This window comes from Sphingobacterium puteale, assembly GCF_003627955.1.
GTDB classification, from domain to species: domain Bacteria; phylum Bacteroidota; class Bacteroidia; order Sphingobacteriales; family Sphingobacteriaceae; genus Sphingobacterium; species Sphingobacterium puteale.
The window spans coordinates 22,672-41,706 of sequence record NZ_RBWS01000022.1; the positions used below are offsets into that span (position 1 = coordinate 22,672).

Here is a 19,035-nt window from a genome sequence, read left to right on the forward strand (position 1 = left end):
TCACAACCAAATTATAACCAGATGAAAAAGATCATTTTCAGTTTTGCGGTACTCGGTCTGCTGCTAAATTCTTGTTCCAGCCCATTGGAAGGACTCGATTCCACAACAGCAACCCATGTTTCCTTATACGGTAGTTCGGTAACAAAAAGCAGTCTGTCCGGCTCTGGCCTTGTTTCTGCCGGGATGACACTGGCGGAAATCAATGCTGAAATCGCACAGGCAAGTGCCGGTGATACCATATGGGTGGAAGCCGGCACTTATCTTATTGATGGTGCCCTGCTGATGAAGCCCGGTATTACACTTATGAAAAGCGGAAATACAAACCCCATATTTGATGCCAGGGCATCGGACAGCCAGCTGCTTCGGCAGACCTTCAGTGCGGCCAATGTTGCTGGCTGTACATTCTCGGGCATTACATTTTGGAATCTGACTTTTTACATCAATAATGCGTCTGACGTGACTTTTAAATGGTGTATTTTTGACTATGGCATTAAGAAAGCAGGCAGTAACAAATCGAATGATCTGCATGATGCTTACATTCGCCTGATCGGCACGGATAAAGCCACCGTTTCAAACTGTGTATTCTCCAGGAGGCAGGGAAACAGTGGAAGAGGGGTGTGGAACGGGTCGGGCAGTACAAATTCAAAGATCATCAACAATACCTTTGGCAATGCTGGCACAACGGGTTACTTTATCACGGCGATAAATGATAATTCTCAAAGCAATAGTCTGATCAGTGGAAATACCATTTTACGCAATGTATCTTTCAATAATGAAGATGCCAATACCGATCATGGTATTTATGCACATAGTTTTAACGGCCTGACAATACAGAACAATGTGATCAAAGGCTGGCCGGCGAATGGAAGCGGTGGTGCTATTAAAGCTCGAAACGGGCAGAACTTGGCTATCCTCAACAATGAATTCCATACTTCGGGGATTTTACTGTATATCTATATTGAACCTTCCTCGTACCAGTATCTTAAAAATGTACAGGTCAAGAACAACAAGATTTACCTGGATTCATTGATCGGAGGCATGTATGGTGGGATCGGCTATTGGCGGCAGAGCGGTGTTACCGGACAGGAAGAGTCAATTCTGATATCCGGCAATGAGATGCCAAATGGATCAATTAGTATTTCGGGATCCAATGGCTTTAGCAGCGCGCAGTTTAATCTATCTGGTGGTGGGGTATTCAACAATGATCTACACCTGCCTTTTCTTTCGCTTGCGGCAGGTGTAAGTCAATCGGGTAATTACTAAGGCTAATAGCTCCATTTTTGTACCATCGTAGTTTACGAGAAATGCCAGTGCCATTTTTTTATAATGGTTTTGGACCGTAATGAATCAGAAAAAAATGGTTGAAACTGACTATCCCATTATTGGGAGCATAACTATATATATCAGTGCTGGCTTATTCCGGCCTTTTTTGTGCTATAAATCCTATCTTAGTCCTATGTTGTACAATCCTTTTGAACAAGTCACCAAAAGTTCTTTTCGCGAACTCGTCGAGTCGGGCTATACCGACTTCGTGTTGCAGCTCTTTGAGTGGCCCGATGTTAAGGAAAAGACAGGCTTCCTGCTCACGCCTTATGATGATAAGGACGCCGTTTAACAAAATATGTATCAAATGATCGTCCAGAATTCGCGGTATTTATCAAAGATGACGATAAGGCCTGTTAAGCATACTTATTGAATGAGAAAAGAATAGTTGGAGATATTTGGTTTATTAATTTATGATGACTTTCATTAAAATAGCGTTAACCGCTGCTAATCTTTTCGCACTTAATCAATGTTTTGAGATCAAAACGTTCTATTATAAAGAGAAATTGGAACATACTTTCATAGATGGTAAGGCCAGGTTCCAAAAGTAAAGGTAGCTCCATTTTAATTCGTATTGATGTAAACATGTACTATTAAATCCGATCCGAGGAGTGAATAGGACGGAAATGATCTTCATCGGGGAACTTGTTTTAATTCATATGCATACCAATATTTTTATGCTAAAAATATTAGTATTTAAATGTTTTTTTACTTATATTTGCATTGTTAACCAATTTGAAAACAATGTATTATGAGTGAGTTGAAACAATCGAAATATATCGATATCACGACAGATTATGGCTTTAAAAAAGTTTTCGGATCAGATACCAATAAAGATCTTCTGATGGCTTTCCTAAACGAACTGTTTAGAGGACGCAAGATTATTGCCGACCTGTATTATAACAAAAATGAGCATGTCGGGGATACAGAGGATATGGGTACCGTTATTTTTGATCTGACCTGTACGGCAGACAATGGCGAACGTTTTATTATTGAAGTGCAGCGCACGGCGCAGGATAATTTGAAAAAGCGCATGCTTTACTACAGCAGTAAATTGATAGCGGATCAGGCTCCCAAAGGCAACCGAAGGGCTTGGAATTATGCAATTAGTGAAGTTTATATCATTGTACTGATGGATGGATTTGCAATGCCTGATGCGGGGGATGAGAAGTATTTTCTGCACGATATTTGTTTATGTTATCGAGATCATGGTAAAATATTTTATGACGATCTAGGCTTTATATATGTGGAATTGGTTAACTTTGTTAAAGCTGAGGCAGAGTTAGTTAATGATTTAGATCGTTGGCTTTATGTACTCAAAAATATGTCTTCGCTAAATGGACTTTCCACTTATTTGCGTAAGCCTATTTTTGAGAAGTTATTTCAGTTAGCAGAGTATAGCAAACTAAAACCGGAGGAACGAGAGATGTACAACGTAAGTTTAAGGAATAAATGGGATGCCGAGAGTATCCGAAGTAGTCAAGAGGAGCAATTGAAACGAGCGCGCGAAAAAGCAATGGCTGAAGGAAAAGCAGAGGGAAAAGCCGAAGGAAAAGCAGAGGGAGAAGTTATCGGAAAAGCCGAAGGAAAGGCGGAAGTAATAAAAAATCTTTTGTCTTCGAATAAGTTTTCGATATCGGAGATAGCCGAATTAGCGGACGTCACTTTAGATTTTGTAAAGCAGATCGAGGCAGAGAAGGCTAAAGGAAAATAAAACAGATTACAATATAAGATTTTTAGGCCGCTTGGATAATGTCTAAGTGGCCTTTTCCTTTTTTATAGGTTAAGTTGGTCTTAGACAATACCATTTTGAATAAGCTCTCATTTAAATAAAAATAATTGTAAGACCGAAGCGACAAACTCAACCTTTTTATAAAAAGATTAAACGAATATTATATTTCTGTTGTCCTTTATACGAAAAATGAGAAGATTGCTTTTGCTGGCTTGATTTGCACTTGTTAGGCCAGCATTTTTTTGAAACCGACTATCCCATTATTGGGATCATAACTATATATATATATATCAGGGCTGGTTTATTCCGGCCTTTTTTGTGCTATAAATCCTATCTTAGTCCTACGCTGTACAATCCCTTTGAACAAGTCACTAAAAGTTCGTTTCGTGAGCTCGTCGAGTCGGGGTATGCCGACTTTGTGCTGCAGCATTTTGAGTGGCCCGGTGTTAAGGAAAAGACAGGCTTCCTGTTCACGCCTTATGATGATAAGGAAGCCGCCGATCAGCATGCCCATCAACTGGGCGAAAAGGAGGGAAGAACCTTGCAGTTTGTTAGCGAAAATCTTGAACCATTCGACGCTTGTTCGCCTGTTGAGGTTATTTGGGATTTTGGGAAGAAACAGTGGCCAATATATTTCTAGCGTCCAGATTGATCGCGAAACTAACCCTGGGATCTTGTCCCGGTTGGTCTAGTCTGGTCACTAAAGATGGGCCTTTGGCACTGAAGATGTAGAGCTTTTAAAATATGATTGTCAGTAAAGATTCCTACGTGTTTTTATTTCTTCGATCCTTTTATAATAAAGTTTTCTTTGTTTTTGTTTACGAAATGGGTCAACAGACAAATAAATAAACAACAGTATAATAATTGCAGAAAAAAAAACAGCGACATACATTAACCAAGTAAAAAATCTTTTCATTTGCTTGAGGAAGAATTATCCTGCTTATCACTTTTCAGCAAATGTTCGACAATATTCCTTGAGAAGGGGCGTGCTAAATCTTCCAACAACAACGAAGATTTGCCAGAAGGCAATAACTCAATCATTGCCTTGGCAAAGGCAAACTTATATGTCGCCGAGTTTTTGCCAAACAAAATAATGGCGCGCCATTGCGACTCGAGACTGGGATCGTTTATCTGGAATATTGTAGACATTTACTCAAATTCATTAACAGCTTTGATCAATTAAAAAGACCTATTCCTTAATGTGATCTTTCAATTCCTCTTTCAACCTATAGAATAGTTCTAACTCATACTTTAGCTGATCTTCTTCCGAAGCAACTGGAGGTTGTCGTGGTTCCGAAGCATCGAATGGGCCTTTTACAATTTCTAAAGTGACTATGTCTCCTAGATTAAGTGTAGTATTTAGCCAATTAACATGACTGTCTACATCAGAATCTAGACCACCTACACGGAAACCAAACGCATCATTGCGGCCTCCTCTACGCGCAAAAGCAGCCATTGCATGCAATACGTAGTGAGCTTTGTTAAATCCTGCTCTTGTAATCTGTTCCCCGTTTATTCTGATATTGATGCCTATATTTTCCATGGAATTATTTGATGTGGTCTTTTAGTTTTTCTTTCAGATGATAGTAGTTTTCCAGTTTACTTTTTATCCTGGCTTCCTGGTCTATATCACTTTTGGTTCTAGTTTTGGGGTCGTCAAAAGGAGCTTCAATTACCTCAAAAGTAATTGCGTCCCCTTCTTTTAGTTTGGTCCCATACCAATAAACATGGTCGTTCTGCTCGCCATCCATTCCAGTTACATTAAGGGTAAAGTCCTTACTGCCGTTATTTCGTTCCGCAAAGGTTACATTACCAATTAATACATAGTCATCCGTGTCCAATCCGGCATTTGTGACTAGATTGCCATTGACTTTTACTTTAAGTCCAAGTTTCTTGTCCATAATTACTTTTATAAAATTTCCGCTTCACCAATAATTTTAGGTCCTTCATGTAGCCACCATTTACGGCCTTTTGTCAAATATTGCGGTTGATAATCTTGGATAATTTATCGGGTTTCTTGCTTATCCCACCTCTCTCATAATATAGCGTGTTGATTTGTCTTTTCAATTCGGCGACGCTCCATGCTTGCCGAATACATTCTAACTCATAAAATGCGCGCTTCTCTAAATTTTGAATTGGAAGGAGTTGTACGAGGTGAGTAGTTTTCTCACCATTTATTATGTTCTGAAAAATGATTTCATCATCAAAATCCGCTATCTGCCACATGTCGATCGATACGCCTAGCGACATCAGCTGTTTCTATTTGGTTTTTTGTAATTCCTCTAAATACCGCGATAGAAAATCTATTGGTAGGAAAAGGAACTGTAGACATAGGAAGGCTGTCAAGCGACTCTGTCATTACCAACCAGCTGTCGCTTTGCGCACGTTCTTTGATGATTCTCTTTGTTTTATCAACTTCCCAGTCTTTAGCGTCTAGGTTCAATGTCCCTTTCAGCTCATATAAGCTGCCATGGAGTTTCAACAGAAGACTGTCTTTTATAATTATGCGCTCTATCTCTCCATCGGCTATTATAAATGAATATGCGCGGTCCAAATCAAGTTTCTTATGCTGTGCAAAGGCCGCCTTTAATAAAAATATATTTATGAGTAAACATGTGATGATAATAGTTCTAATTACCATTTTTTATATCGTATAAATTTAGTTAAACTATAGCCTGGTTAAGTTCACTTAACAGCATTTCCTCACAATTTAAAAAGAATATATCATATTTTGGGGATTTTGTATTTCAAACATCACACTTTTCGATATACACACATACCGCGTACATACGCCATTCATGCAATGCGAGATCTAGACACAGCAGAAATCGCTGGGTTGAAAAAAACAATCCAACTTATGGAGGTGTGCAGTTATTAGGTAACGCGTTTATATATTGAGTTACCCATTTTTTAACTATCTTGGATTTTTTAAAATAAATGAATTATGTTAAATTATATCGCAGCTATTTGCTTAATTTTCTTAGGATTATTGCTTAAATATTCCTCTCAGGACGAATATAGCCCATTAAAAAAATATGGGTTCTTTTTTGTAGTTGCGGGGGCGGGATCATTATTATATAAGTTATGTTGGAAATTACTCGACGGGATTTATTGCAGGCAGAAAGGGTATATCTTGGGCAGAGGCCAGATTTGTTATGAATCTCTTAGAAAGTTATCAAAAAATGGGGTTAGCGGCTGAGGGAATGACAACTCAGAGCGCACAATATCTTGGGCATCAATCAGGAATCAGTCTTTTTAGACAAAAAACTTTTATGTATAATAAGTAAAAAAGTGAGAACAATTATTAAAATCATTGGTGTTATTGCTCTGTTACTTTTAGTATTTGATCAGTCTAGGTCTATATATAGGCTTGATGATAGTCATTACATTACCGTTTGGAAAAGATTAGGTAATAAATGTTTCATAACACTTGATAAACATTATTCAATTTTTAAGCCATCTAAATATATTGAAACGACCAATGACAATTTTGTAACAATTGTTATTGACAAACAACATGCAAATTCTGATTTTGTGCTATATTCGAGGCAAGATAAAGCTGTCAACATAGTCGGATATCAAAGTAAAATAATCTATAATAATGATGAATATGATGAGTTTAAAAAGCAGTATTATGAGAATAACAACCATAAAATACACCACTTATATTTTTCTATCGATATCAAAGAAAAATTGATTTCAAAATTTAGTGAAGATTAAATGCTATTATATCAGTTTTTTCCAATTGTAATCTATACAGCCCGATCTGATGATTGGGCTGTGTGATTATTAGATCTTCAGTACTTATTCTGATATTTTAAGTTATTGATAAAGTCCATTGTTAACCTTTGAAGACTTTTCAGTATCTCCCACATACCGCTTACATACACCTTGTTTTCGGTCAAAAACTGGATGGACAAGGGAGCACAATACGAACACAGGATGGTGGGTAGGATACCTTGAATCTGGTCAAAATGTGTATTTCTTCGCGACACGACTTATACAGGACCGTAAATTCAATAGATCAGATTTTTCCAGCTGTAGGAAGGAAATTACCAAAAAGCTATTTCGGGAGCTTAAAATAATGCAATAAATTACATTGTGATGGAAAGGAATATTTTAGGCATCCTAGTACCATGTTGTATAATCCTTTGAACAAGTTGCCAAAAATTCTTTTATAGGGTCGTGAGTCCGATTATACCGATTTCAGCTTATCTAGACGTTTTGGGCCCTGACCGCTTCGGCTTCTATCCTATAAATCATCTTTTCTCCCTCAAATCGAGCTTTAAAAATTAGCGCATAGACAATCAAAACAATGAGCCAATATCTGATTTTTAAGCTTATCAATGCAGCTCCTAATAATATGCCAATAGCGCCTATAACAATTCGAAAATACAGTATAGATTCATACTCCATGGCGTACCAATAGCAGCCCTTGCAAAAATTGTATTGATAGAGCATATAAACATCTTCATAAGTAATCAGGATGTTGAAAAAAATTATTAAAGTCCCCATTATCCGACAAAGGAGGGAGTCGGTTAGTATCTTATAAACTGTTCTCTTTAACCTAGCAATCGAGTTAATCATACCTTCTCAATCTTAAATAATATCCCAGTAACTAATGCTGCAATCGAATAATATATCGCCGGCTCCATTAATTGCACTGTTAGTCCCACTGTCATCGTAATTCCAGCCAATGTAATTAGTATTAAAGTCATTTTGATCCAATTGACATTGAGTGTAGTACTATAATTGATATGATCACTTTTTATCATAGCTTATACTAATTAGATTCTATTTTGGGTATTTCATCTTTATCTTTATACGGCAGTTTATATATTGGGTTGAAATAATTGTAATACCTCCAAAATGCTACAGGATTTATCGAAAACAGTCGATATAACGTAGTATCGTTAGGTAGTACGTTTCCCTTTTTCAAATATTGATCCCATCTCTGATTAACCCCCTCAAAATCTTCAGCACTTGGAGCCATGATATAAAAATCACCTGAACTGTTAGCGAATTCGTAATGGTATGTATCAAGGAGCCAATCGCATAGACCTCTTAATGGCGGCAAATTGACTAGGCCGACTATTAGGGATATTAGAATTAGATATTTTGCTGGTTTTTTCATATTAGTTACATGTTGTAGATTGCTGAGCATTCACTGGGCTTGTTGTCGCACCTGCAATACCTAAGTCCTTTTTTGCCTTAATGGATTTATATAGTCCTGGTGGAGTTGTTCCATAAATAATCGGTAATGGTGCTCCAGTCCGAGTATTTCTCTGTATTATCCAGTCTTGCACAACAATTTTAAAACAATAAAATATTGCAATTAAGAGCAATAAAAGAGAATAGTGCTTTGAAACTATACTGTTGCAAGAATGAAGGATTAATTTGGTCATCAAAAAATTAATGGTTAATTAAATATAATAAATAATATCAATGTATAAGGTTTAATTGCTACAATATGCTCGACTAAGGTTGTTTTTCATTCGCAATGGCACTTTGCTGATTAGAGTATTATGATTTGTCGATGATTTATTTCGTTAATTATTAAAAGGTTATTCTTTGTTTATAGGTGGCTAAGTCTTATAACTTTTCGGTACCTCCTGTATACCGCTTACTTACACCTTGTTTATCTCAGATAACCTCCGCAACTGCCATACTTTTGCTATACACTTAAAACAAAAAAATATGGCAAATCAATTTTTAATTAAGGAAACAATGGAGGATCTGAAAGCGCTATCTCCACTGAAATTACAGCGTTAGAGACCGGAACTTATGCGGGAGTCGAGCTGTTAGGCTATTACGAGACAGGGGATACCCCATTCCCAATACATTATTATCAAAGTGACACTTTGGAGGCAGATGACGGCGGAGCTATTGTACAATCGTCAGCTCATCGGAGGTAAGCCAGCTTCGATTGTCGCAATGCATAATCCATTCACTATTTATTTCACTTCTCCATCAATCAAGCAGCGGAATAGTATACTTTTCATCGTTCTTTCTTCCACTTAATTTCGCCACGCTCAATCATTCCGATATATTTTTTGATATGATCCTTCGTCAGTGGCGTATCATCGTCCAGGTGATATTCAAATTTCTTTGCAAACTGATCATATTGAATAGATGCTACATAAACATTGTTGACATAAATATGCCAAATACCGCCTTTCTTTACGCTAATACGAACAACATTGCGTTTGCCATTGCTGTAGAATAGCTCTGGCGAATCGTGGTCAAACCGACGAATAAGAGCATCGATGCAGGCCTCCTTAATGTCGTGTGCCAGCACGCCATATGCTAATTCCCACTCACCCTGTGATCGCCTGAATATGTAGAATGACTTTCCGTTTTTGTCATACAAATAGTAATCCCGCATGCCCATACTCTTATCGTCTATGGCCATACGAACATATAGCACACGATTTCTACAGTGAACTTCAAGTGGTTTCATAAAATAAAATTACTAATAATATTAGTAATTTACCGAGATGAATTTTCGATTTAACATTTTCCACTTTTTAGGCAATTGGATAGCTGAGCTGTAGCCTACCAAATGATCAATAGCTATTTCAGATAACATGCTTTTCTTTATGTAAAGACAAACTATATATAGTTTGCGGCTATTACAGCTAAGTAAACCAACTCATTAGCCAAATTGCTTCCCTCTGCCGGTTAGAGGGAAGCTCTTTTTGTTTTAGGGATTTTATGTACGCAGATAGCTGCTATTATTCGATTGTTTTTGCGTAAGCGATATACTAGTTTACAATAGGCTTGTCAGCGTCAGCCCAGTCATAGTCAAGCAGTTGATCTATCGCGACCCATATTGCCTGAGCATGCTCCAGCGCTTTTACTTTTCCAGATTGTAGACTGCATACGAAAGGGTTGCAGTGAGAAGTCGGAATGCTGATGCTCGACCATCGTGAGCGATCTGCGTATGGTGATATCAATATTGATCTCCTCTTTGATCTCTCTGCGAAGGCAGTCTTCTTTAGATTCTTCGGTTTCAATCTTTGCGCTAATGAAAATTTTTTCCTTAAAACTCTGCTCAGAAAGGTGTATAATTATTAGGATCACTCGCAACAGGAATTTTCTTGCCCCATCGATCTAATTTCTTAATGCCTTTACTACCGCTTCGCTCTTGGAGTTTACTTGGAGTTTTTCATAAATTTTTTTAATGTGGGATCGAACGGTATCCATGGAAATATAGAGCTTATCTGCGATCATCTTATAGCTATATCCATCCACCAGGAGATCCAGCACCTCTTTCTCACGAGCGGACAGGTTGAAACTCGATGTCCTTGTAGCCTTTCCATCCGCAAGCATATGTAGCACCTGAGTCGCAATAGAGGAGGTCATGGGAGCGCCTCCATTTAAAGCATCTTCGATATACTCAAGAATTTTTGCCGGCGGTGTTTTTTTTAATATATAGCCGTTGGCACCAGCCTTTATAGCTTCAAGAACATTGACATTGTCATCAAATACGGTAAGCATGATAATTTTGCCCTTAAACCCTGAATCCCTTAACAGCTTTAATCCCGAGATACCATTTATAAAAGGCATGTCTATATCCATGAGAACGAGATCGGGTGCATGCTTTCGGATATCTTCAATAGCATTGGCGCAATGGCCATAAGCAGCCTGTACCAGGTATTTTGGATCACTATTAATCAGGATGGATAACACCTCTCTCAATTGGTTGTTATCTTCGTATATAAGGATCTTTGTCATAATCTATGCTACAATTTTATGAAAAATTTAGAGCAGGACCAATCGCATATTGATGTGAATTGTCTTTTCTCAGATTTTCATGATCAGTGAAATGCTGGTTCCTACACCTGTGGATGACGAAATCTTAAGCTCAGCCCCTAAGGCTTCGCTTCGTTGATTCATATTGAATAAACCGTTACCGGATTGCTGTTTATTGGAGTCAAAACCTTTGCCATTATCTTTGATAATTAGTTCAATATGCGATGCCGCTGCACCGATATGGATATCTACCAGGGTGGCTTCGGCATATTTGGAAATATTGTTCAGTGCTTCTTTATAGATCAGAAAGAGATTGCGGCGTTGTTCCATATCTAATTTAATATTCCGTATACTGTCATCCGCTTTAAAAATATACTGTATTTTCAGTGGATCCAAGATTAGGGCAGCATGTTCGCGCATACGCGCTGCGATTTTCTGTAGAAGGTCATTATCCGGTTTTATACTCCAGACAATATCATCCATTGCCTGCATCATCTGTGAACTGTTTGCTCCGATCCGGTCAAGATAGGACTGCACGACATGATATTCGTCCGAAAGATCTTTTTTTGCTACTTCGCTCAGAATATGGATAGAAGTGAGCGTAGATCCAACATCATCATGCAGGTCCCGTGCGACCTTTTCGCGTAGCCGGTGTACTTCCAGCAATCTCCTTAACCGATAACGGTGTAAAATGAAAATTCCAAGTAAAATAAGGAGAATAATCATGGAAAAAAACCACCAAGTCTGATAAAACGCAGGTTTAATAGTGATCGGCAAACGTGTGATTGCCGAAAATTTACCTTCTTGGTTTTCCGAGCGTATCATAAAGACATATTTTCCAGGTGATAGCGCCGCAACTCTAACGCCTAGTCGAGGATCACTAAGGATCCAGGAATTTTCTGAACCTTCAAGCCGATAATAGTATTTAAGGTTGTCACGATCATTGTAGGAAAGCGGTGAATAAAAGATGGAAAAATAATTCTGCCAGTTCTCTAGCGTGACACCTCCCACTTTGATTAAAGAATCAACAGATAAATAATTGTCAAAAAGCTTGAAATCGGTAATATGTAGCTTTTTAGGTGCTGAGTTGCTATTGTTAAATTTTGACGGATCGAAAATAAGGATAACTTTGTCACTGCTGAATGCAATTTTTCCACTTTCAAGCTTGATGCCTCGCATTGGCAAATTAACGATATTTGACGTGTTGATTAGACCATGCTGCTTATTGAAGGAATGGAATTCTTTTTTGTTGGGGTCAAAACGGCAAATACCAGCCGTTGTGCTCATCCAGAGTAGACCTTCATTATCGGTGACCAAGGCCGTGATCATATTCTGCGGCAATCCATTATTAATATTATATTGCATAATATGACCATTAGAAAGGTTTAAGATATCTAGACCAGAATATCCTGCTATCGCGAGGAACCTATTCCCAATAAATTCAATATCCTGAATTTTTGAAGTGCTAAGACCATGGTTTCCGGATTTGTAGTTTTTTAGAATTTTTCCGGAACCACCATCCAGCTCAAATACCCCTGAGCCACGCGTACCTATCCATATCTTATTACCTTCACCGGGCCGAATGCAGGAAATGGCAGATTTTAAATCGGCGAGTAAAGCAAATCCGCTGTTACTTGTCCTAACTATTTTGCCATTATCTGTTCCAAACCATAGCTGGCCACCGTTGTCAATGGTTATATGCCGGATGGATTGTCCTTCAAAAACTTTAGGTACCAGAAACTGGGATTTTTTGGTTTTTGTATTAAAAATAATCAATCTTCCGTCTTTACACCCAACCCAGATATTTCCTCGCTTTGGATCGTATTCCATAGCCCAGATGTGCCTAAAACTGCCATCTTGCGGTGGTTGTCCTTTATATATCAAGCTATTTATGGCAGGTTCATGGTTTATATGTAGTGCCGTGTCATACTTAAAAGCAGTCAGTTTTTCCCCCCAGGAACTTACCAAGATACGATCGGAACCGAAAGAAGTTAAGGCGGTGATAGCCGCTTTATGAAATATTGTGGACGTAACGATGTTTCGTACATGATCTCCTATGACGGACATAATGTATAACCCGTTGTCTGTCGCTACCCAGAGGTTATTGTCGCGGTCTTTAAAAACCTGCGAAACTGTAGTAATCTGTATTCCATAATCCATATTTTTTCGATCATAGAATTGGATAAACTCCTTTTTATCTTCGTCAAAAAGGTTGAAGATATCCACGCCATAAGTCCATACAGTATGGTCATATTCGAAGCAATCATAAAAGTCGTGATAGTTGCTGTCACTATTCGGCGCAGATGGTATAATTTTCTTACGTTGAAAATTAGCATCGGCGAGATAAATCTGGCCGTTCGAGTGGCGTATTTTTGTGTGAATATAAAAACGGGATTTGGAATCGATGAAAAAGCGGTTTATGTTTTTAAGTGAACTTAGGTTACTATTTGTAAAAAACGATCTTTTTTTCGTGTCAAAATAGCCCATTCCTTGTTTTCCTGATATCCAAAAAATACCTTTTTGGTCATATTGTAGCCAGGTTGGCTCCCAGTTGGATGGAAAATCTATGATACTTTTGCTGGATTCGAACTTATTTTTCGATTCGTTTAATAGCAAAATATCCACTCCATGAAGTATTAGAAAGATATGCTGTCCCTGTTGGACGAGACGGATCTGATAATTCTGAAAGTCCTTGCTGTATTTGTCTATCGCGATTTCCTGCGTTTTATTCGTGTGGGTATTTAGTAGAAAAAATTTATGTTCCATTCGCACAAGGAGCGATTTAGACTTTTGCGCGATGAGCAATTGGTCAACGGGCAATCCCGGGAGGCCCAAACTCAGAAGCCGGCGAAAACGCATGCCGTCGTAGCGCTGCAAACCATTTTTGGTTCCGACCCAAATAAATCCGTCCTCCGTTTGCGTGACGGAGCTTACAAAGTTGGATGCTAAGCCTTCGGTTATACGGCTGAAAGAGATCTCCTTTGCTGTGAGCAGCAGTGGAAATAAGGTTAGTACAGCCAGTAGGTATCGGATAAACCTGTTGCTTTTCATTACGGAAGTTATTTTTCTTAAAAATGCAATAAATCTATGGCTTAATAAAATCTAGACACTTTGTTATGATGATTTTGATTGATAATCAATCTATTACAAGGTGTGCTCCCTTTAGTACTTCTACAGATTTAAACGGTGATGATGCGGTATGGATTGGATTATTCGGCCCGGCGTTTGAGATCTTCAGCTCCCCCGGTTTTGCGGTTTTGTGTGGATTTTCCGCCTCCGAAATTGTAGCTATAAGAGAGCATCATCACCTTTGTATCCCTTTTCGAACTAAAATTCTCCCTGTAATTAGCATAGACCGTCAATCCCTTATAATAGTTGGTCCAGAATATATCTGTAAAAGAGAGTTTCAATGTACTGTTATTTCGGAATTTTTTCTGGGCACCAATATTTACCGACCAGAGCGGTGAGATGCGAGCGAAAGCGTAGACTTCGGCCGACTTGTAATTTGCTGCGAGCTCGGCCGAATAATTATTGCCTAATTTAAAGGTACTCACGGTATTTATGTCAATATTAAAGTTCCCCTTGTTATTGATTTGTGTTTCGGAGATATTCCCTGTATAGGAGCCATAATAAAAATTGAGGTTTGTATTCAGATCCCACCAGGTTAATACTTTAAAAGGAGCAACGAGGTATAGTCCATAGTATGAAGCTGATCTAAGGTTCTCGTCTGTCTGCACCGAAATGTTCTCCCCATCTTCGATGATAGGTTTTACGACCGATGTGATATTATTTGTGGTTTTGCTGTAGCTCACGGTGGCCAGGTATTTACTTTTTAGGCTATAAGTGACTTCATAATTCAGGGAAGTCTGTGCGTTTAGATCGGGATTCCCTGTTTTATAGGTTGTTGCGTTGATATAATACTTGAACGGATTGAGCTGTATATAGCTCGGACGTGAAATTCTCCGACTAAAGTTTATTTCCAGATTGTTTTCTGAACTGAGGTCAAATGATAATGAAGCGCTAGGGAACAGCTGTGTATACTTTCTTTTATTGACCAGATTCATCGTGACCTGTGTTCCGGTGACATTGCTATGTTCAGCCCTCAATCCGACAACAGCTTTGATATTTTTCCATTTTTTTGAGAAATTGCCATAGACAGCATGGATGTATTCCTTATAAATATAATGATTAGACTTATTCACATCCAGTTTCGGATTATCGGTACTGTGATCATAGAATACCATGTCGTTATCGGATTTGACAAAACTGGTTTTAATTCCGGTTTCAAATTTCCAATTTTGTTTAAAAACTTTTATGGCATCACTTTTCAAAGAATAGATGTTCAGACCACCGTCTATATCTCCTTGTAGAAGATAAGGGAGCGGCATCGTTTGACCAGGGATGATTGTTTTGGTATTAAAGTTTTGGTCAGACTTATTGAAATAGTGGATAAAGTCTAAGTCGGTGCTTACTTCAGAACCGATAGAGTCCATGGTATACTTGTGGTTTAAGTTCATGCTGCCGCTTCGCCACCTGTTTTTGGCATCGCTTTGGGTTTCTATTTCTTTGGTAAGCAGAGATTCACTATTCAGTATAATCGTTTTACTCGTACTGTTGGGAGTCATCACATTGCTATTGAAACCAACGGAGATGCCTAAGAGGTTTTTGTCGTTAAGATTATAGTCCAGCCCTAGCTTTCCACTATGGTTACGAGATCCTGTCTTGATAAAGTTATCCTGAAGATATGCTTTAACGAAATTTTCCTGATCATAAAAACTACGGTTTAATATCAGATCATTTGACATCTCACGATAGGCGAAACTATAGCTGGCAAACAGATTCACATGGTTACTCCTATGGTTGATATTTAAACTATTGCTGTTTTTGATGTATCTTCCTGTGCCGATTGCGGTAGTCAATGTACCATTTGTTCCTTTCTTTGTTCCTTTTTTTAGTTTAATATTGACGATAGCTGTACCTGCGGCATCATATTTTGAGGAAGGGTTAGTGATAAATTCAATTTTTTCGATACTGGAGGCAGGGATTCCCCGGAGATAATCTGCAAGGGCATCCGCTGTCAACGGTGTGTTTTTCCCATCGATCTGTATAAGTAAATTCCCTTTTCCTCGCAAGCTTATGTTGTCATTGGCGTCAATATTGACACCGGGTGCTTTTTCTAATACTTCAAAGGCTGAACCACCCGTATTTTGAAGACTATTTTCTACATTTAGGATTATTTTTCCTTCCTGTCGCTCTATGTATGGACGCATTTTGGTGACAACAACAGTCTCCAATATCCTATCATTTATCGTGATTGTGGGAAGTAGTAACGATTGATCCCGAACCTGGAAAACTTGGGAGTTATAGATATCTGCCCGGTTCCGGCTAATTTTTAGATAATAGGATCCGCTGATTAGCCCTTCAAATTTAAATTCTCCGGTCGTATTAACTAATTCTGTCTTTATCAGTTTGCTTTCCAGATTGAAGAGATTTACTTCCAGATCAGTGCTGTTCGAGGTGACCACTTTTCCTGAAAGCATATAATGCTCCGTTTGCGGTTGCCCAATGAGTCTAGCGATTTGAAACAGGAATACTATTAATAATGGGAATATGTTTTTTTTCATCGTATCAGTGATTTTAGTGGTCTTTAATAGCGACTGTTTTTATCTACAAAAGTAGTTCGCATTTTTTTGGTGATCTATCACATGTTTGTGGGATTAATTAAATTATTCTTTCAAAGAATCGGGGCTATGGGAAGCCCCGATCTTCTTTTTTAACATGGAAATATCCTCGCGACATGTCCTCACATATGAAACTACTATTACTAGCTGGTCAATTTTGAGTTATTATATGGCTTTTATTTGTCCTGACAATTAGCCTTTAAGATGTTGCAAATTAGAAAGAATAGTAAGTCGGATAAACCACATGTTAATGTGATTCGATGATGTGCTATCCATACCCTAATCCCAAAAGTCTCTTCATAATATATATATATATCCAAGATTAGGTAGTAGCTGAAGCAGATACATAGGCAGTATTGCCTATTAAGATAGTGGATTCTGCTTATTTGTTCGCCACCAAAGCTGCGATAATTTTAAAGAATCAAATAGGCGACGTGTAAAATCCGACGAATCACCCAAAGATGTGATTCATTGCTGTGTTACAAGGGGTTAATTTTGAAAAATAAAATTTATCATAGAAAGATATATTATAACACTAGACTGAAATTAAATAAGAAAAGAAATGAATGCTAAAGTATCGAAAAAAAAATCAGGCAGAATAAAAGGGCTATTGCTCGCCCTTTGTCTACTGTGTGTAAGTGCATTGTGCTGCTGTACATTTTCTAGCTGTAAAAAAGCAGAAAATGCATCCGAACTGCCCGAAGGTGAATTTGGAAATCATCCTAGATCTACTGTGCCGGATGAACTGGTGGGCTATTGGATTGCTGGAGTAAGTTCGATCAGTAATTTTTGGGGTTACGATGGAGTGTACAAAGGCCCTGCCAATGAAATTGCGGTTGGATACATGTTTTACAAAGATGGCCGGGCCAAGGAATACTTTTATTATACCAGCACATCCACTTATTGCCGTACCCAAGTACTGGGTTATAAAGAAGGTACTGTAAAAATAGATCCAGCCAATAAAACCTTGGAAATGTTCTACGCAAGCGGTAATTACAGAGGGTTTAATAGCTGCGGATCAAGCAACCCTCCGGGATTTGGTGAAACAAAGAAGTACACAGCTGCAGAACTGTATCCCAACAAAAAAATGGTTCTTAAAGATTGGACAATAAAAGAAAATAACGGCAAAAAAGTACTTGAAGTTCCACTAGGTGGCGGTGAAGTACAACGCTATGTGAAATCAACTGAACCACAAAAATAATCATTTATTAAAATAGCAAAACTATGAAAGTGATAATTAGCACATTGTTTTTTGTAGGCATAATAAGTAGTATAGCCAACGCTGCTTCTAAGCCAAGTACGATGCGGAGCTGGAAAGCCGCCAAAGTTTTAGATGCCTATGTGAAGTCCGTCACTGCAGGAGAATCACAATTGGTCGAGCACCTCTTTACGGACGATCTAGAATATTATGTAAAAGATGGGGAAGGAAGAAAATCAAAAAAAGAAGTTATAAAATTTCTAAAATCGATGAAAGGGCATACCTATGACTGTGAGACAGCCTATAGTGTTCTTGACGAAACCACAACAAACTGCTTAGCTAAAATGACAATGCGGTTCCAAACGTTTACACGTACCGATTATATCTATCTGAGTTCGACTGACGCAGGATGGAAAGTCTGTAAAATATTAGTTGGGAATAGCTGAAAAAGTTAATTATAAACTCTTATCCCACACTGTTGTCGTGTGGGTATTTTAAATAAAGTATAAAAATGAATAATACAATGAAACGTCAATTGCGTTCAAAACAGGGAACTCTAGTCTTGTTATCATTTATAGGCCTGTCCATGTTTTCATGTTCTGACAAATGTTCGACTTGCGCAGTGGAGCCAGAAAAAATTGAAAAAAAGCTAAGTAAGATTGAGATCGACGCAGCTAATTATAGTGAATTTAAGTATGCGAATGGCGTATTGACCGAGCTGATCGAGGTAGAGGGGGAAGGACGGTCGACATCCAAGATTACCTATGACAATAGTAAGAAGCCAATAGCGGTTGAAAATGAGGAAGGGAAGATTAAGTTCCTGTATACTGGAAACCTTTTGACGAAGGAGGAGATAGCTTATACAGATTCTGAAATGTTCTCCTACAACCAGTACGTTTATCAAGACGAACAGGTCAAAGAAATTACCGGCTACGGACTTGTCGAACAGGATGAACCTTATTTTAGAAAAAAACTATTTTATAATCAGAGCGGTGATGTTGAACGTGTGGAGGTTTATAATTTGACAGAAAATAATACACTCGTACCATCGGTAAAAATCAGTTATGAATACGATAATAAAGTCAATCCATATGTGAGGACAGTAGGCTCCTATCTTGCCCTGTTTACAAACAGCTACAGTAAGCACAATGTTATCAAAGAGGTCACAACAAATGCGACGGGTACTCTAAATCAGACAATCACGACAGCATATACCTATGACAATGCCGGTTATCCACTTACCGCAGAGGAAAAAAAGGTAGAGAATGGTGGCAATCCGGTCGTGATCAATAGAAAATTCATTTACCAACCTTAAAAAACTTATTCAGTGGTAATTGAACATAAAT

General features: G+C 38.2%; 19 protein-coding genes and 1 pseudogene. 9 read left to right on the forward strand and 11 right to left on the reverse strand.

Annotation, left to right across the window (positions count from 1 at the left end; genetic code table 11):
- The first annotated feature begins 21 nt into the window (after positions 1 to 21).
- The 4 genes from D7322_RS23100 to D7322_RS23115 all read left to right on the forward strand — a co-directional run bounded on the left by D7322_RS23100 (position 22) and on the right by D7322_RS23115 (position 3,695).
- Positions 22 to 1,263 (forward strand): right-handed parallel beta-helix repeat-containing protein, encoded by a 1,242-nt coding sequence (locus tag D7322_RS23100; protein WP_121126561.1) that lies wholly within the window; start codon positions 22 to 24, stop codon positions 1,261 to 1,263.
- A gap of 79 nt (positions 1,264 to 1,342) precedes the next feature.
- A complete protein-coding gene (locus D7322_RS23105) occupies positions 1,343 to 1,615 on the forward strand; it encodes a hypothetical protein (protein WP_121126562.1) in 273 nt (90 codons plus the stop codon).
- Between the two features lie 459 nt (positions 1,616 to 2,074).
- A complete protein-coding gene (locus tag D7322_RS23110) occupies positions 2,075 to 3,037 on the forward strand; it encodes an Rpn family recombination-promoting nuclease/putative transposase (RefSeq protein ID WP_121126563.1) in 963 nt (320 codons plus the stop codon).
- A 334-nt stretch (positions 3,038 to 3,371) separates the two neighbouring features.
- Entirely contained in the window at positions 3,372 to 3,695 is a 324-nt protein-coding gene (locus tag D7322_RS23115) for a hypothetical protein (RefSeq protein ID WP_147430522.1), read from the forward strand.
- 272 nt (positions 3,696 to 3,967) lie between these two features.
- Here the strand turns inward: D7322_RS23115 and D7322_RS23120 are convergent, their stop codons facing one another.
- The 5 genes from D7322_RS23120 to D7322_RS23140 form a co-directional block, all read right to left on the reverse strand.
- The gene (locus D7322_RS23120) at positions 3,968 to 4,204 is read right to left on the reverse strand and encodes a hypothetical protein (RefSeq protein WP_183078817.1); all 237 of its coding nucleotides are present in this window, start codon (positions 4,202 to 4,204) and stop codon (positions 3,968 to 3,970) included.
- A gap of 40 nt (positions 4,205 to 4,244) precedes the next feature.
- A complete protein-coding gene (locus tag D7322_RS23125) occupies positions 4,245 to 4,598 on the reverse strand; it encodes a hypothetical protein (RefSeq protein WP_121126565.1) in 354 nt (117 codons plus the stop codon).
- 4 nt (positions 4,599 to 4,602) lie between these two features.
- Entirely contained in the window at positions 4,603 to 4,956 is a 354-nt protein-coding gene (locus D7322_RS23130) for a hypothetical protein (RefSeq protein ID WP_121126566.1), read from the reverse strand.
- A 73-nt stretch (positions 4,957 to 5,029) separates the two neighbouring features.
- Complete coding sequence (locus tag D7322_RS29300; RefSeq protein ID WP_121126567.1) at positions 5,030 to 5,305, reverse strand: DUF1016 N-terminal domain-containing protein; 276 nt, start codon at positions 5,303 to 5,305, stop codon at positions 5,030 to 5,032.
- Positions 5,259 to 5,696 carry a hypothetical protein gene (locus D7322_RS23140; RefSeq protein WP_121126568.1) on the reverse strand — a complete coding sequence of 146 codons (438 nt, stop codon included), beginning with the start codon at positions 5,694 to 5,696 and terminating at the stop codon, positions 5,259 to 5,261. The genes D7322_RS29300 and D7322_RS23140 overlap by 47 nt, the downstream gene beginning before the upstream one ends.
- Before the next feature lie 650 nt (positions 5,697 to 6,346).
- On the opposite strand from D7322_RS23140, the gene D7322_RS23150 reads away from it, so the two are divergent.
- A complete protein-coding gene (locus D7322_RS23150; RefSeq protein ID WP_121126570.1) occupies positions 6,347 to 6,775 on the forward strand; it encodes a hypothetical protein in 429 nt (142 codons plus the stop codon).
- Positions 6,776 to 6,953: 178 nt separating this feature from the next.
- Positions 6,954 to 7,148: pseudogene (locus tag D7322_RS29305) on the forward strand (penicillin-binding transpeptidase domain-containing protein); the annotation flags it as partial.
- Positions 7,149 to 7,638: 490 nt separating this feature from the next.
- Here D7322_RS29305 and D7322_RS23160 read toward each other — a convergent pair.
- From D7322_RS23160 to D7322_RS23190, 6 genes are all read right to left on the reverse strand, one after another.
- Positions 7,639 to 7,830: a hypothetical protein gene (locus D7322_RS23160; RefSeq protein ID WP_121126572.1), complete on the reverse strand. Its 192-nt coding sequence runs from the start codon at positions 7,828 to 7,830 to the stop codon at positions 7,639 to 7,641.
- Positions 7,831 to 9,053: 1,223 nt separating this feature from the next.
- Positions 9,054 to 9,515: a hypothetical protein gene (locus tag D7322_RS23170; protein ID WP_147430523.1), complete on the reverse strand. Its 462-nt coding sequence runs from the start codon at positions 9,513 to 9,515 to the stop codon at positions 9,054 to 9,056.
- A 344-nt stretch (positions 9,516 to 9,859) separates the two neighbouring features.
- A complete protein-coding gene (locus D7322_RS23175; RefSeq protein ID WP_121126575.1) occupies positions 9,860 to 10,138 on the reverse strand; it encodes an NUDIX domain-containing protein in 279 nt (92 codons plus the stop codon).
- A gap of 30 nt (positions 10,139 to 10,168) precedes the next feature.
- The gene (locus D7322_RS23180) at positions 10,169 to 10,792 is read right to left on the reverse strand and encodes a response regulator (RefSeq protein WP_121126576.1); all 624 of its coding nucleotides are present in this window, start codon (positions 10,790 to 10,792) and stop codon (positions 10,169 to 10,171) included.
- A gap of 69 nt (positions 10,793 to 10,861) precedes the next feature.
- Positions 10,862 to 13,861 carry a sensor histidine kinase gene (locus D7322_RS23185; protein ID WP_121126577.1) on the reverse strand — a complete coding sequence of 1,000 codons (3,000 nt, stop codon included), beginning with the start codon at positions 13,859 to 13,861 and terminating at the stop codon, positions 10,862 to 10,864.
- Positions 13,862 to 14,019: 158 nt separating this feature from the next.
- On the reverse strand, positions 14,020 to 16,434 hold the full coding sequence (locus D7322_RS23190) for an outer membrane beta-barrel family protein (RefSeq protein ID WP_121126578.1): 2,415 nt from the start codon (positions 16,432 to 16,434) through the stop codon (positions 14,020 to 14,022).
- 619 nt (positions 16,435 to 17,053) lie between these two features.
- Here D7322_RS23190 and D7322_RS23195 point away from each other — a divergent pair.
- The 3 genes from D7322_RS23195 (at position 17,054) to D7322_RS23205 (ending at position 19,004) form a co-directional block, all read left to right on the forward strand.
- Entirely contained in the window at positions 17,054 to 17,692 is a 639-nt protein-coding gene (locus D7322_RS23195) for a hypothetical protein (RefSeq protein WP_121126579.1), read from the forward strand.
- A gap of 23 nt (positions 17,693 to 17,715) precedes the next feature.
- On the forward strand, positions 17,716 to 18,135 hold the full coding sequence (locus D7322_RS23200; protein ID WP_121126580.1) for a nuclear transport factor 2 family protein: 420 nt from the start codon (positions 17,716 to 17,718) through the stop codon (positions 18,133 to 18,135).
- Positions 18,136 to 18,200: 65 nt separating this feature from the next.
- Complete coding sequence (locus D7322_RS23205) at positions 18,201 to 19,004, forward strand: hypothetical protein (protein ID WP_121126581.1); 804 nt, start codon at positions 18,201 to 18,203, stop codon at positions 19,002 to 19,004.
- Positions 19,005 to 19,035: the final 31 nt, after the last annotated feature.